The following is a 15321-nucleotide window of genomic DNA, read 5'->3' on the forward strand; positions in this document are numbered from 1 at the left end:
TTTCCTGGAGAGAGGCACCATGCACTACACGTTTCCCGATAACTTCTGGTGGGGCAGCGCCAGTTCCGCCTTACAGACCGAAGGTGATAGCCTGAACGGCGGCAAAAGCGCCACCATCTGGGATCACTGGTACACGCAGCAGCCATCGCGTTTTCATCAGCAGATTGGCCCGGCTGACACCTCAACCTTCTATCAGCACTGGCGTCAGGATATCGCCTTGCTGAAGCAGCTGAACCACAACAGTTTCCGCACCTCAATCAGCTGGTCGCGGCTGATCCCGGACGGCAGCGGTGATCTTAACCCGCAGGCGGTAGCGTTCTATAACCAGGTGATTGATGAATTGCTGGCGCAGGGCGTCACGCCCTTCGTAACGCTGTTTCACTTTGACATGCCGATGGCGATGCAGCAGCTGGGCGGCTGGGAGAACCGTGACGTCGTCGCGGCATTCAGTCGCTATGCCCGCCTCTGCTTTGAGCTGTTCGGCGACCGGGTAGCGCACTGGTTTACCTTTAACGAACCGATCGTGCCGGTTGAAGGCGGTTACCTGTACGACTTCCATTATCCGAACGTGGTGGATTTCCGCCGGGCGGCCACGGTGGCTTACCACACGGTACTGGCCCATGCTTCGGCGGTCCGGGCCTTCCGGGCCGGTTCTTTTCCAGGTGAAATCGGCATTGTGCTCAACCTGACGCCCTCCTATCCGCGGTCGCAGAATCCGGCGGACCTCACCGCGGCGCATCACGCCGATCTGCTGTTTAACCGCAGTTTTCTCGACCCGGTGTTACGCGGCGAATTTCCGGCCGATCTGGTGGCACTGCTCAGGCAGTACGGCCAGTTACCCCCAGCACAACCAGAAGACAACGCCCTGATCGCCGAAGGCGTTATCGACCTGCTCGGGGTCAATTATTATCAGCCACGGCGGGTAAAATGCCGTGACAGCGCAATCAATCCGGCTGCGCCCTTTATGCCGGAATGGTTTTTTGACAGCTATGAGATGCCGGGCCGGAAAATGAACCCTTATCGCGGCTGGGAAATCTACGAGCCGGGTATCTATGACATTCTCACCAACCTGCGACTCAATTATGGCAATCCACGCTGCTTTATTTCAGAAAACGGCATGGGCGTAGAGAATGAGCAACGCTTTGTTGAGGATGGGCAGATCAACGATCAATACCGTATCGACTTCGTTGCTGAGCACCTTAAATGGGTTCACCGGGCGATCGGCGAAGGCAGCCAGTGTCTCGGCTACCATATGTGGACCTTTATTGATAACTGGTCATGGTGTAACGCCTATAAAAATCGCTACGGCTTTGTCCAGCTCGATATCGCTACGCAGCAACGCACGGTGAAAAAAAGCGGTGAGTGGTTTGCCGCAACATCGGCCCGTAACGGTTTTACCCACCCGGAGAACGTAGCATGATCGATCAGGAAGAAGCGGTAATGGAGATTATTGTGAATGCCGGTCAGTCGCGCAGCCTCTGTTTTGAGGCACTGCAGGCGGCCCGTCAGGGAGAGATCGAACAGGCGCGGGATCTGCTGCGTCAGGCCGATACCTTCACCCGCCAGGCACATAAAATGCAAACCCGGCTGATTGAGCAGGATGCCGGCGAAGCCCGGCAGCCGATGACCTTAATTATGGTCCATGCTCAGGATCACCTGATGACCTCCATGCTGGCGCGTGAGCTCTCTGAAGAGCTCCTTCATCTGTACCAGCGTGACGTACGCACCTGAAGCCAGGGATATCAGCGCGGGCGCAGTCACCCTGCGCCCCGCGATCGAGCCTTACCCCCGAATCGGCGAATCAAACAGGCTGATCGCCAGCCCGGTCAGCGCATAGACCAGCAGATACAACAGGATCAGCGCCGCCAGCAGGGTTCGATGACTGCGCATACCGCCTCGCCTTTTCATGCCCTCATCAGAAGGAGTAGCTGAGCGCAAGGGTGGCCGATGTCCCATTGCGCTTCTCAACAATCGGGCTATCGGAGGCGTGCTTGTCGAGCCAGGTATATTCACCAATGACACTGGCCGACCAGGCGGGCGTGAACTGATGGCTCCAGGTCAGGCTGGTGTCGGTGCCATAGAAACCGCCGGCGGCGTTGTAGCGGGCAAAACCCGTGCGTGCGCTTTGCTGGCTGTTGACGCCGTAGAAGGTGTTCATGTAACGACTATCCCCGAACAGACCGGAAACCTGCAAGGCGACCGTGTCGCTGTTGGTTTGCCACGGGACCAGGGTGGCCGAAGTCCGATACTGCACACCCTGACCGTCACTTAATGGCAGCGTCGCTTTGCCTTCCAGCGCCAGCCAGGGCGTCACTGACCAGCCCAGCGCCAGCGAGGTGTTGACCGTCGCATCGATGTTGCCCATCCCTTTGAGCCGATCGTCACCGTCACGCCACGCTGAATTTTTATCCGCGCGTCCCAGACCATAGCCCAGGGTATGTTCCAGATAGAGTCCATTATCCGCCTGCAGGTCGTAGCCGATCCCCTTTTGCGTATCCAGGAAGAAGGCCCCGTCGCGCGTCTGAATCAGCGGCATCAGCTGCCAGTGACGTTTATCCGCTCCGCTGTAGCGCGGCGCATAGATACCGGCCATGCCCAGTGTCACGCTGGGCGCTGGCGTTGCGCTGTCATCCGCCACGGCAGCGGCGGCGCTTAACCCCAGCGAAAAACAGACCATGTGAAGCTGTATTTTTCCGGTTATCATCACGTTTCCTCATTATCACATCACGTTGCGGAACCGAGTGGGATCAGTTACGCATCTCTGGCCGGAGTATGTGAAACCTGTGTCAATGAACGACCAGGGATTTATGAAGAAACAGTCAAGGTGGTCCGAAAATGCAGTCAAAACGTGTGCTGATTATTGAAGATGACGCGGATGCAGCCGGTGTGCTTGAGGCGTATCTGAAACGTGAAAGTTATGAAGTTACCGTCGCCGGTGATGGCCTGAGCGGCCTGGAGGTTGCCCGCCGCTGGCAGCCCGATCTGATCCTGCTGGATATCATGCTGCCCGGCATGAACGGCACCGAAGTGCTGGCGGCGCTGCGGCGGCGCGGCGACACGCCCGTGATTATGGTCACCGCGATGGGCGACGCGCCGGATCGCATCGGCGCGCTGCGCTATGGCGCAGATGACTATGTGGTGAAACCGTATAACCCAGGCGAAGTGGTGGCGCGCGTTCAGGCCGTGTTGCGCCGCAGTCAGTACAACACACCGCAGCCGGAAACCCTGCGCTGGGCGGGATTAGAGGTCGATCCGCTGGCGCTTACCGCCGTGGTCAATACTGACGGCGCCGGCCCTCGCCGCCTCGATCTCACCCCGACCGAGTTTTCTCTGCTGGTGACGCTGATGCGTGCGCCGACCCGGCCGTTTACCCGCCTGTTTCTGCTGGAGCACTGCCTGCCGGAGAGCGATGCGCTGGAGCGGGTGGTCGACACCCATGTCTACAACCTGCGGCGTAAACTGGAGGTGGCGGGCATCTCCGATCTGTTACCGGCCGTTCGCAGCGTCGGCTATCGGTTCAGACAGCCATGAAAAACGAGACCCATCCCTCACTGTGGCGCTGGATTTGCGTCCGGGTCATGTTTCTGGCGATTGGCAGCGTGATTCTGATCGCCTTCTGTATGTGGCTGCGTTTTGCCGTGCAGGCATTCTGGGTCTATTACCGGATGCCGCCCGCCCTGCTGGAGGAGTTCTCACAGCTGCGGCACCATCCCGCCAGCGATCCGGCCCGTTTTCATCAGATTGTCGATCAGTGGTGGGGCATCAACTTTTCCGACCCTTCGCTGGCCTCGTCAGACTGGCTTACCGTTGGCGTGCTGGTGGCGGTGATGATCCCGTTTATGGTGCTGATGGCGCTGCGTTTCGCTCGTCCGCTGTCGGCGCAGTTCAGCCAGCTGGCGACGGCGGCCCGCGCCGTCTCTGAGGGCGAGTTTGGCCGTTCCGCGGCGCTGGTGAAAGAGGCGCCACAGGAGCTGGTGCGCTTCACCGAAGACTTCAACCAGATGACGCAACAGCTGGCGCGCTACGAGCGGGAACTGCGTGCTTCACACGTCGCGATGGCGCACGAATTGCGATCCCCGCTGACGGCGGCCATTGGCCGGCTACAGGGGATTCTGGACGGCGTATTCCAGCCTGAACCGCAGCAGCTGGCGATGATCATGAAACAGCTGACGCAGCTCAGTCGGCTGACGGATGAGCTGCACCTGTTATCGCTGGCAGATGCCGGTCAGCTCACCCTGAATCGCGATCGGGTGAACCTCAGTGAACTGTTACGCGAGCGGATCGGCTGGCTGATGCCGCAGGCGCGGGAAGCGGGCATGGCGATCAGCGTGACGCCGGCACAGGATCTCTATCTGACTGCCGATCCGTTTCGTCTCGGTCAGGTAGTGACCATTATCTGCGAAAACGCGCTGCGCTACGCTGCGGAGGGCGGACGGCTGGAGATCACCGCCAGCCAGGGCGATCGATACACCGCCCTGACCTTCCGTGATTATGGTCAGGGCGTGGAACGCCATTTTTTGCCGACGCTGTTTGACCGCTTTACCCGGGCTGAGTCCTCCCGTGCACGCCACTCCGGCGGCAGCGGTCTGGGATTGTCGATTGCCAAAGCCATTATTGAAGCCCACGGCGGCACTCTTCACGCCAGCCTGCCGGCGGAGGGTGGGCTATTAATCGGCGTTAACCTGCCGGTGAACTGAAAAGCGATAACTTGACCGTTTCTTGACGGTTCATCGAAGGATTCTGGACACAAGCCGGGTTCAATGAGCACAACTCATTACAGGAACCCGGCTATGACAGACTTAATTCAGGATGCTGCCCGTCAGGTGTGGCGTCATCTCCTCAGTGTTCACCTCTTTGCGCCGATCGTGTTCCTGCTGCTGGGGATCTTCATCATGACCGGCTGCCGGGATGATCATGCCGAGCCGCCCGTCGCCCCGTTACGACCGGTAAAAACCGTTATTGCCCCGGCGTTCAGTCACGATGCCTCACAGTCGCTCACCGGCGAAGTCCACGCCCATCAGGAGGTGGCGCTGGCCTTCAGGCTCGACGGTCGGGTTATCCGCCGCACGGTTGAACTGGGTGACAGTGTCACTGCGGGTCAGCCGCTGGCAACGCTGGAAGACAATTCAGCCCGGAATCAGTTGAGCAGCGCCCGGGCCGACCTTGAGAGCGCCCGCGCAGCCGAACGCGTCGCCGCACTTAACTTACACCGGATGCGGTTGCTGATGCCGGGCGGCGCCATCGCCCGCAGCCAGCTGGACAGCGCCCAGGCGGACTTTCAGAGCGCACAATCGCGGCGTCTCAGCAGTGAGGCTGCGCTGAAAAATGCACAGGATACGCTCAGCTGGACCCAGCTCAGGGCCCCGTCATCCGGCAGGATCACCGCCGTCAACCTGCAGCCGGGTCAGGTGGTCAGCGCCGGGCAAAGCGTGATGACGCTGGCCGCCGGGGATACGCGCGATGCGGTATTTGATCTGGCAGAACCCAGCCTGATTCGGCCAGATAACCGGATGCCGCTGAATATTGCGCTGCTCTCCGATCCCGGCGTGCAGGTCAGCGGCAGCGTGCGTGATATCAGCCCGCAGGCCGATCCGCAGACCCGCACCTGGCGGCTGCGGGTCACGCTGAACAATCCGCCTGCCACCATGGCGCTTGGCGCCACGGTCATGCTCAGTCTGCCGGATGGTCAGCCGCCCGTGATCGCCTTACCCGCCAGTGCCCTGACCCGCGCCGGTGAAAAACCCGCGCTGTGGGTGGTTGACCGCGCAACCCGACGATTGCAGCTGCGCCCCGTGGTGATGACCCGCTTCACCGCAGAGCAGATTTTTATCAGCACCGGCATCCAGCCGGGTGAAACGGTGGTGACGGCCGGTGTCAGCACCCTGCAGCCTGGTGAACAGGTCGCGTTATCTCAGGAGGCGCCATGAAGCCTGCTTCCTCCTCATCCGCTTTTAATCTCTCTGGCTGGGCACTGGCGCATCAGCAGCTGGTGGTATTTTTCATGCTGCTGGTGATGGCCGTGGGTGTGCTGAGCTATGAACACCTGTCGCGCAACGAAGATCCGGCTTTTACCATCAAAACGGCAGTGATCTCCGCGCAGTGGCCGGGCGCTGATGTGAATACCACCGTGCAGCTGGTCACCGACGTACTGGAAAAAAAGGTGCAGGAGATCCCGTCGCTGGACGCAGTTGAAAGCGAAACCCGGGCCGGGCAGACGGTGATTTACGTTAATCTGCGCGACGATACGCCTCCCGCAGCAGTGGCGGGCATCTGGTACCAGCTGCGGAAAAAGATGCAGGATATCGCGCCTTCGCTGCCGCAGGGCGTTCAGGGGCCGGCGGTAAATGACGAGTTTGATGACACCTTTGGCACCCTTTATGGCTTTACCGCCGAGGGTTTCACCGCGCGGGAACTGCGCGATCAGGTTGATAACCTGCGTCGTAGCCTGGCCGATCTGCCCGATATTGGCAAAACCCTCTTACTCGGTGTCCAGGAGCAACAGGTGGTGATTGCCTTTTCGCCGCGCAAGCTGGATGGAATGGGGCTGGATTTGCAGCAGGTCAGCGATGCGCTTAAAGCCCAGAATGAGGTGGTCCCTGCCGGCAGCCTGCGCACCGATCGCGAAAATATCGCGCTGCGGGTCAGCGGCACCTTAACCTCGGTCGCCAGCCTGCAGGCGGTGACGCTGCATATCGGGCAACGCTTTATTCCGCTGACCGATCTGGCGACCATCAGCCTGCAATCCGCCGAGCCGCCAGCTCCCGCCTTTCGGGTTAACGGTAAGCCTGCCATTGGACTGGCCATTTCCATGGCCGCCGGCGGCAATATGCTCGACTTTGGTCAGCAGCTGGATCAGCGGATGAGCCGATTAGCCAGCCAGTTGCCCCACGGCATCACGCTGACCCGGGTTGCCGATCAGTCCGCGGTGGTCAAAACGGCGGTCAGCGGCTTTGTCCGGGTGCTGGGCGAGGCGATCGTGATTGTCTTAGCGGTCTCGTTTGTGTCGCTGGGACTGCGGGCTGGCCTGGTGGTGGCCGCCGCTATACCGCTGGTGCTGGCGATGACCTTTACCGGCATGCTGCTGGCGAATATCGGCCTGCAACGGATCTCGCTAGGCGCACTGATTATTGCGCTGGGATTGCTGGTGGATGACGCCATGATCACCGTGGAAGCGATGGTGGCGCGGCTGGAAGCGGGTGACAGCAAATGGCAGGCCGCCACCTATGCGTTTAAAACCACCGCTTTCCCGATGCTGACCGGCACGCTGGTGATGATAGCGGGTTTCATACCGGTCGGATTCGCCGCGTCCAGCGCCGGAGAATATTGCTACTCGTTGTTTGTGGTGATCACCCTGGCCTTGCTCTGCTCATGGGGCGTGGCGGTGCTGTTTTCCCCGCTGACCGGAAGCTGGCTGTTATCGGCAGGCAGCGTAAAGGCACACCGTCCGCCGGGCATCCTGATGCGCGCTTACCACCGGCTGCTGGAGCAGATCCTGCAACACCGGCTAATCACGCTCGGCGCCGCGCTGGGGATATTGCTGGTCAGCCTTTACGCCACCACTTTTATGCAGGGTGAGTTTTTTCCGGCCTCCGATCGCCCTGAACTGCTGGTGAGCCTGACGCTGCCCGCTAATACCGCACAGGCTGAAACGGCGCGCCGCACTGAACAACTGGAACAGGCGATCCGCAACGATCCTGACGTTGCCAACTTTACCAGCTACGTTGGCTCCGGCGCGGTACGCTTCTATCTGCCGATGGATGTGCTGCTGGATAATGAAAACACCGCCCAGCTGGTGGTGGTGGCACATAACCTCGCCGCGCGCGATCGGCTGCGCAAGCGGCTCGAACGGGTGATGGTGCACCATTTCAGCGACATCACCACCCGGGTATCACCGCTCGAACTCGGTCCGCCGGTCGGCTGGCCGCTGAAGTATCGCATTACCGGTCCGGACAACGCCAAAGTACGCCAGGCTGCCGACCAGCTGGCGGCGGTGATTGCCCGCTCGCCGCTCACCCGCGAGGTGAATCTCACCGCCGGAGAACCGGAACGAGTCATCACCCTGGCGGTGAATCAGACCGCTGCCCGCGCGGTCGGGCTTTCGTCTGACAGCATCGCCTCCGCCCTTAACACCGTGATGTCCGGCAGCGTGGTCACTACACTGCGCGACCGCAACCGGCTGATTGACGTGGTGCTGCGCGGTAACGATCGCGAGCGGCAGGATACCACTGTGCTGGCGGGCATGATGCTCACCACCGCCAGCGGGCAAAAAGTCCCGCTCAGCCAGGTCGCGACCCTGACGTGGGGCGTGGACGACCCGGTGATCTGGCGACGTCAGCGGCTGGCTTACATCACCGTGCAGACCGATATCGCGCCCGGCCAGCGCGCTGAAACCGTGTCGCAGCAGCTCGCGCCGCAGGTCGCCTCGCTGCGCGCCGCCCTGCCCGCCGGATACGGGATTGAAGAAGGTGGCGTGGTGGCGGAATCGGATAAGGGTAACGGCTCGGTGTTCGCCCTGTTGCCGATCACCCTCTGCGTCATGCTGGTGTTGCTGATGATCCAGCTACAGCGTTTCTCCAGCATGGTGCTGGCATTTTGCATGGCACCCTTTGGGCTGCCGGGCATTGTGTTAGCCATGCTGCCGGCGGGGACACCGCTGGGGTTTGTTGCGCTGCTGGGGATTATCGCGCTGGCTGGCATCATCATCCGTAACGCGGTGATCATGATCAGTGAAGTCGACGCCAACGCCCGCGCCGGACTGCCGCCGGATGAAGCCATCCGGCAAGCGGCGCAGCACCGCGTTCGTCCTATCCTGCTGACCGCCTGCGCTGCGATCCTCGGCATGATCCCGATCTCGCATCAGGTTTTCTGGGGACCGATGGCGTTTGCGATTATTGGTGGTCTGGTGACCGGCACGCTGGTAACGCTGACGGTGCTGCCTGCATCGCTGAGTCTGTTAATGAACAGGAAGCGGGCCTGATTCAGGCTGACCGTCCGATCCCGCCACCGGGCGGGATCGGACGGCCGGGTTACTTCATCACTTCAACCAGGATTAACGGGCATTTCCTGACTTTGCAGGCCTGAGAGTAGGCCAGCGAACAAACTGAACAGAGATCGCGTATGTCAGATTGATACTCATACTCCATGAAATAGCGGAACCTGCCGCTGGCCGAATCTGTTCTCCAGAATCGCTGCGGCTCCAGAATCTCATCCAGTTGCCTGAATGTCAGGGCTGACGGGTTGTGAAACCCGACTCGAACGCGGTATGTAGTCATGGTTCGATTATTCGCAACCCGGACGCGCGGTGCCAGTCGGTTATTGTGCTCAGTTCAATAGCCTGCGCTTATCAACGCCGCTGCGTTTCAGGCTGGCGGTTTCTCCGCCAGCAGCGACAGCAGATGCAATATCGCTTTTGACGGAGGGTAGCGCCGCCAGGCGAACGCCACGTCGGTGAACAGCGTATTATTTTCGATTTCACAGAAGCTGATCTGAGGATTGCCCACACAGCGCATCGACGCCGGCACCAGCGCGACACCGCATCCGGCGCCCACCATGCCGAGCGATGAGGTGATCTGTGGCGCCTGCTGAAAGGCGTGGCGCGAAAAGCCCGCCCGCAGGCAGGCGCTGACAATCAGTTCATACAGGCTGGGCGCCACCTCGCGTGGGAAGATCACCAGCGTTTCAGCGGCCAGCGCCGATAACGCCACCGCGGGTGCCTGGCTGAGTGGATGCTGACGCGGCAGCGCAATCAGCATTCTCTCGGTTGAGATCACCCGCAGATTAAAGGCTTTACTGCTTTCACACGGCAGGCGAATGAACGCCGCGTCCAGCAACCCTTCCTGTAAATCCTGCATCAGCAGCGCCATGTTCTCTTCGCGCGTCAGCAGCTCCATCGCCGGATAGCGCTGCGTAAACTGGCGGATTAACACAAATATCCGCGGATTAAACGCCACCGAACTGGCAAAGCCCAGCGACATCTGGCCGCTGATACCGCGGGCAATGCCCCGCGCATTTTCCAGCGCATGATCGGCCAGTTGCACAATCTGCTGCGCTTCGGCCAGGAAGGCTTCACCGGCTTCGGTAAGCTCAACGCCGCGCGTCAGACGCTTTAACAGTGGCGTACCAATTTCCTGCTCCAGCCGCAGTATCTGTTGACTCAACGGCGGCTGCGAAATCCCCAGCATTTCAGCAGCCCGGGTGAAATGAAGCGTCTGGGCGACGGCGACAAAATAACGCAGATGACGCAGTTCCATATCAAAAACGTCTCAAAGTTAACAGGTTTCGCTATTGGACCCACCGACTGAATCGGTTCAACATTAGGTTAACACGGCTTAATGGTTAACCTATGAGGCATCAAATGAGCAATTATGTAACTGATTGTTCCTGTGAGGATCAACTGAAACATACTGTCCTAAAACTTTCCCAGGATGCACCAGAAAGTGTTATCTATCAGACCTCATTGATGAGTGCGCTGCTGAGCGGCGTTTACGATGGCAACACCCGGATCGCTGACCTGCTGCGCAAGGGCGATTTTGGCTTAGGCACCTTTAACCGGCTGGATGGCGAACTGATCGCCTTCGACAGCCAGGTCTATCAGCTGCATTCAGACGGCAGCGCGCATCCCGCCGATCCACAACAGAAAACCCCGTTTGCGGTGATGACCTTTTTCAAACCGCAGCATCTGTATGAATTTGAACGGCCGATCTCACGCGAAGCGATTCACCGCGTGATCGACCGTGAAATCACCTCCGACAACCAGTTCTGTGCGCTGCGCATCAGCGGACGCTTCAGCCGCGTCGAGACCCGCACCGTCCCCTGCCAGTGCCGCCCTTATCGTTCGATGCCGGAAGTGCTCGGCAACCAGCCGACCTTCACTTTCAGCCAGCGTGCGGGTGAGCTGATTGGCTTCCGCACACCGCAGTATATGCAGGGCATCAACGTGGCTGGCTATCACGAACATTTTATCACTGACGATCGCGAAGGCGGCGGTCACATTCTCGATTATGCGCTGGAACAGGGCACCCTGACCTTTGGCGCCATCAGCAAACTGGTGGTCGATCTGCCTCAGGACAGCGATTTTCTCAATGCCAACCTCAATCCCGCCAACCTCGACGCCGCCATTCGCGCAGTTGAAAGCTAAACAGAGGAATGAAGATGAAAAACTCCACCGACAGCATGCTCTGGACCTGCGGCGCCGACCTGGTGGTCGCGCAACTTGAAGCACAGGGCGTGAGCCACGTATTCGGTATTCCCGGCGCAAAAATTGACAAGGTGTTCGACTCCCTGCTGGATTCCCCGATTCAGACTATCCCGGTGCGCCACGAAGCGAACGCCGCCTTTATGGCCGCGGCTGTTGGCCGGCTGACCGGCAACGCGGGCGTCGCGCTGGTCACCTCCGGTCCCGGCTGTTCCAACCTGATCACCGGGATGGCAACCGCCACCAGCGAAGGCGATCCGGTGGTGGCGATCGGCGGTGCCGTGAAGCGCTCTGACAGCGCCAAGCAGGTACACCAGAGCATGGATACCGTTTCCATGTTTCGTCCGGTCACCAAATATGCGGTCGAGGTGACCGATCCGGCTGCGCTGTCTGAATGTCTGTCGAATGCATTCCGCCACGCCGAGCACGGTCGCGGTGGCGGTGCGTTCATCAGCCTGCCGCAGGATATCGTCGATCAGCCCGTCACAGGCCGGGCCCTGAGCAGCAAAGGCCGCCCGGTTCTGGGTGCCGCGCCCGATGCAATGATTGATGCGGTCGGTCAGGCGATAGCGGCGGCGAAAAACCCGGTGATCCTGCTGGGACTGATGGCGAGCCAGCCAGAAAACAGCGAAGCGATTCACCACCTGCTGAACAGCACGCATATTCCGGTTACCAGCACCTATCAGGCGGCGGGCGCGGTCAGGCAGGAACATTTCTCCCGCTTTGCCGGACGCGTCGGATTGTTCAACAACCAGGCCGGCGACCGGCTGCTGCAACAGGCCGATCTGATCATCACCATCGGTTACAGCCCGGTGGAGTATGAACCGGCAATGTGGAACACCGGCAACGCGACGCTGATCCATATCGACGTGATGCCCGCCGAAACCGACAACCGCTATTTGCCAGACGCAGAGCTGGTCGGTGATATCGCCGCCACGCTGCGCAAGCTGGCAACCCGCATTACCGCGCCGCTGCAGCTCAGCCCGGAAGCCGCCAGCGTGCTGGAGGATCGGCAACAGCAGCGCAAACTCCTGGCGATGCAGGGTGCCAGCCTCAATCAGTTTGCGCTGCATCCGTTACGGATTGTGCGCGCCATGCAGGACATCATTAACAGCGATGTCAGCCTGACCGTCGATATGGGCAGCTTCCACATCTGGATCGCCCGCTATCTCTACAGTTTCCGCGCCCGCCAGATCATGATCTCTAACGGTCAGCAGACCATGGGCGTGGCGCTGCCGTGGGCGATTGGTGCCTGGCTGGTCGATCCGCAGCGCAAAGTGGTGTCGGTATCGGGCGACGGTGGTTTCCTGCAATCCAGCATGGAGCTGGAAACTGCGGTACGGCTGAACGCCAATATTCTGCACATCGTCTGGGTCGACAACGCCTACAACATGGTGGCGATGCAGGAAGAGAAGAAATATCAGCGTGTCTCCGGCGTGAAGTTTGGCCCGGTCGATTTCAAGGTTTATGCCGAAGCGTTTGGTGCCGCCGGTTTTGCGGTCAACAGTGCGGCAGAACTTGAACCGACCCTGCGTAAGGCGATGGATGTTCAGGGACCTGCCGTGGTGGCGGTACCGGTCGATTATGCGGACAACCACCTGCTGATGGGCCAGCTGCATCTGAGCCAGCTTCTTTAATTTCAACCTGAAAGGATATGATGATGAAAACCAGAGTGGCATTTGTTACCGGTGCGGGACAGGGAATTGGTGAAGCGATCGCCCTGCGTCTCGCCAGAGACGGCTTTGCCGTGGCCGTGGCTGATTTCAACCCTGAAACGGCCCGCCAGGTGGCAGAGAAGATCATTCAGCCTGGGGGCAAAGCGCTGGCGCTGAAAGTCGATGTCTCCCAGCGTGATCAGGTGATGCATGCCGTTGAGGAGGCGCGCCAGAGGCTGGGCGGCTTCGATGTTATCGTCAATAATGCGGGCATCGCCCCCTCCACGCCGATCGCCGAGATCACCGAAGCGGTGATAGATAAAGTCTACAACGTCAATGTGAAAGGGGTGATCTGGGGTATGCAGGCCGCCATCAGGGCGTTCGCTGCTGAAGGCCACGGCGGCAAAATCATCAACGCCTGTTCACAGGCCGGCCATGTCGGTAACCCAGACCTCGCCGTCTACAGCTCCAGTAAGTTTGCGGTGCGTGGCCTGACCCAGACCGCCGCGCGCGATCTGGCATCTGCCGGTATCACGGTCAATGCTTTCTGCCCCGGCATTGTCAGGACGCCAATGTGGGAAGAGATCGACCGGCAGATCTCTGAAGCGGCCGGAAAACCGGCCGGTTACGGCACGGAGGAATTTGCCAAACGCATCACCCTTGGACGCCTCTCCGAGCCGGAAGATGTGGCAGCCTGTGTCGCCTACCTTGCCGGACCCGACTCCGATTATATGACCGGACAGGCGTTACTGATTGATGGCGGTATGGTGTTTAACTGATTGCTCCTTCCCATTCCCTGCTGCGCCACGCGCAGCAGGGATTGCTGCTCGCTGAATCGTTAATATTTTTTATCAAAAAACCCCACTCCCTTCAGCCACTTGCCCATACGGCCGCTATAACAGCCAGAATATGCGCCGTCGCAGGTTAAAGCTGCTAATCATCATGCCGATAAAACACAGACCCTACTCCCTGTTCGAAGCGACTATGTTAACGATCAACCATAACGAAACCGCCGCATTAACGAACAAAATGCGGTACAGCACTGACACAGTTCTGGGAAGAACGATTGAACGCTTATCATCAGGGATGCGGATTAACAGTGCTAAAGACGATGCAGCAGGCCAGGCGATTGCCAACCGGATGACGGCCAATATCGGTGCCGATAATGTGGTCGCGCGCGGCCTGAACGATGCGATCAGCTATGCCCAGACGGCAGGCGGTGGCCTTAGCAGCATCGTCGACCAGCTGGTCCGGGCGAAAACGCTCTCGGTCCAGGCTGCCACCGGTACCCTGTCGGAGGTGGATCGCCAGACCCTTAACAGTGAATACCAGCAGATTCTGGCTGGCATTAACGACATCGCCAGTCACACCGAAATTTTCGGTAAATACCCGTTAGCCACCAACGATCCGGACCTGCCGCCGGCGTTGCTCGGCAACGTCCAGCCGATCAGCAGCCGATTCCCGGTAGCGGGCCAGAGCTATTCGTTTACCTCCGGGGTGATCCCGCTGGCCTATATCCCGGCCGGCTCGACCGCCATCACCATCACCATTGACTCGCTGGGTCAGGATGATGACCTGCAGCTGTTTACCCGCGACGGTAAGCACCTGGCCGGCACCCCGATTGACGGCAGCACCCCCGATTATACCTGGGTGAGCAAAGGCATCACCGACGACGCCAGCGCGCAGTCTCGCCTGCTGACCAGCAACAACGGCTTCGCCAGTGGCGCAACCTATGACGGTTCGCAGCTGCTGGAAGGCAGAGCGAGCTGGTCGCTGGCAGGCAGTAACAGCGGCAGCTACAACGGGATGAACATCACCTACAGTGGTGACGGCGATCGCTATGAAGATGTTGCCAGTGGCGACTTCAACAACGGCACCAACACCGGTACCCGACTGGAGCGCATTACGCTCGATACCGTCAGCGAAGATTTGATCGTGGTGGTGGTGGGTAATGGATCGTTCACCAGTAACCTGACCTGGGGAAATCTGCCTGAGCCGAAAGCGATTCCGCCCACGCCGCCACATCAGAGCGAACCGTTAGAGGTGATCACCAGCGCCGACTATGGTCAGCCGATACAGTCAGATCATATTCCGGCCACGCCGTCAGATACCAAAGCGCTGGGGCTGAATAACACCACGCTTCTGACTGAGGGTGATATCAGTAACACCATGAAGGCGCTCGACAGCGCGCTGGAAAAAATCAGCCGCTATCAGTCAACCTATGGTGCGAAGATTAACCGTTACGAATCTAACCGCGCGGTGCTGTCACAGCAGGGCGTGGATACTGCGTCCGCCCGCAGCCGCATTCAGGATGCGGACTATGCAGAGGAAGCCAGTCAGCTGGCGCGCAGTCAGATACTGCAACAGGGCCAGAATGCCGTGATGAAAATGGCGAATAAGACGCCTGAATTAATCATGCAGTTGTTAGGCAGTTAATCCCGTATCCTTCCCTTTCTGGCTGAGCTTTCCGGC

At 59.6% G+C, this 15321-nt stretch carries 13 protein-coding genes; 10 read left to right on the forward strand and 3 right to left on the reverse strand.

Annotated features, from left to right (window positions below; translation table 11 throughout):
• Window positions 1–19: 19 nt before the first annotated feature.
• Together LZU96_RS22550 and LZU96_RS22555 are read left to right on the forward strand one after the other, a co-directional pair.
• On the forward strand, window positions 20–1420 hold the full coding sequence (locus tag LZU96_RS22550; RefSeq protein ID WP_233988841.1) for a glycoside hydrolase family 1 protein: 1401 nt from the start codon (window positions 20–22) through the stop codon (window positions 1418–1420).
• Entirely contained in the window at window positions 1417–1731 is a 315-nt protein-coding gene (locus LZU96_RS22555; protein WP_233988842.1) for a PTS lactose/cellobiose transporter subunit IIA, read from the forward strand. The genes LZU96_RS22550 and LZU96_RS22555 overlap by 4 nt, the downstream gene beginning before the upstream one ends.
• 184 nt (window positions 1732–1915) lie before the next feature.
• Here the strand turns inward: LZU96_RS22555 and LZU96_RS22560 are convergent, their stop codons facing one another.
• Window positions 1916–2704: a MipA/OmpV family protein gene (locus LZU96_RS22560; RefSeq protein WP_233988843.1), complete on the reverse strand. Its 789-nt coding sequence runs from the start codon at window positions 2702–2704 to the stop codon at window positions 1916–1918.
• A 131-nt stretch (window positions 2705–2835) separates the two neighbouring features.
• Between LZU96_RS22560 and LZU96_RS22565 the strand changes: the two genes are divergently transcribed.
• From LZU96_RS22565 to LZU96_RS22580, 4 genes are all read left to right on the forward strand, one after another.
• Window positions 2836–3531: a response regulator gene (locus LZU96_RS22565; RefSeq protein ID WP_233988844.1), complete on the forward strand. Its 696-nt coding sequence runs from the start codon at window positions 2836–2838 to the stop codon at window positions 3529–3531.
• Window positions 3528–4697, forward strand: a complete 1170-nt coding sequence (locus LZU96_RS22570; protein ID WP_233988845.1) for a sensor histidine kinase — start codon at window positions 3528–3530, stop codon at window positions 4695–4697. The genes LZU96_RS22565 and LZU96_RS22570 overlap by 4 nt, the downstream gene beginning before the upstream one ends.
• A gap of 93 nt (window positions 4698–4790) precedes the next feature.
• Complete coding sequence (locus LZU96_RS22575; RefSeq protein ID WP_233988846.1) at window positions 4791–5927, forward strand: efflux RND transporter periplasmic adaptor subunit; 1137 nt, start codon at window positions 4791–4793, stop codon at window positions 5925–5927.
• Entirely contained in the window at window positions 5924–8977 is a 3054-nt protein-coding gene (locus LZU96_RS22580) for an efflux RND transporter permease subunit (RefSeq protein ID WP_233988847.1), read from the forward strand. Before LZU96_RS22575 ends, LZU96_RS22580 begins: the two co-directional genes overlap by 4 nt.
• A 49-nt stretch (window positions 8978–9026) precedes the next feature.
• Here the strand turns inward: LZU96_RS22580 and LZU96_RS22585 are convergent, their stop codons facing one another.
• The gene (locus tag LZU96_RS22585; RefSeq protein ID WP_233988848.1) at window positions 9027–9272 is read right to left on the reverse strand and encodes a hypothetical protein; all 246 of its coding nucleotides are present in this window, start codon (window positions 9270–9272) and stop codon (window positions 9027–9029) included.
• Window positions 9273–9359: 87 nt separating this feature from the next.
• Window positions 9360–10250 (reverse strand): LysR family transcriptional regulator, encoded by an 891-nt coding sequence (locus LZU96_RS22590; protein ID WP_233988849.1) that lies wholly within the window; start codon window positions 10248–10250, stop codon window positions 9360–9362.
• Between the two features lie 104 nt (window positions 10251–10354).
• Here LZU96_RS22590 and budA point away from each other — a divergent pair, with 104 nt between their 5' ends.
• From budA to LZU96_RS22610, 4 genes are all read left to right on the forward strand, one after another.
• Complete coding sequence (gene budA, locus LZU96_RS22595; protein WP_233988850.1) at window positions 10355–11137, forward strand: acetolactate decarboxylase; 783 nt, start codon at window positions 10355–10357, stop codon at window positions 11135–11137.
• 14 nt (window positions 11138–11151) lie between these two features.
• Complete coding sequence (alsS, locus tag LZU96_RS22600; protein ID WP_233988851.1) at window positions 11152–12831, forward strand: acetolactate synthase AlsS; 1680 nt, start codon at window positions 11152–11154, stop codon at window positions 12829–12831.
• Window positions 12832–12854: 23 nt separating this feature from the next.
• Window positions 12855–13628, forward strand: a complete 774-nt coding sequence (locus tag LZU96_RS22605) for a (S)-acetoin forming diacetyl reductase (protein WP_233988925.1) — start codon at window positions 12855–12857, stop codon at window positions 13626–13628.
• 205 nt (window positions 13629–13833) lie between these two features.
• Window positions 13834–15285, forward strand: coding sequence for a flagellin (locus tag LZU96_RS22610; protein WP_262287811.1), 1452 nt, complete (start codon window positions 13834–13836; stop codon window positions 15283–15285).
• Window positions 15286–15321 lie beyond the last annotated feature (36 nt).

The organism is Pantoea agglomerans (genome assembly GCF_021397715.1).
GTDB classification, from domain to species: Bacteria; Pseudomonadota; Gammaproteobacteria; order Enterobacterales; family Enterobacteriaceae; genus Pantoea; species Pantoea astica.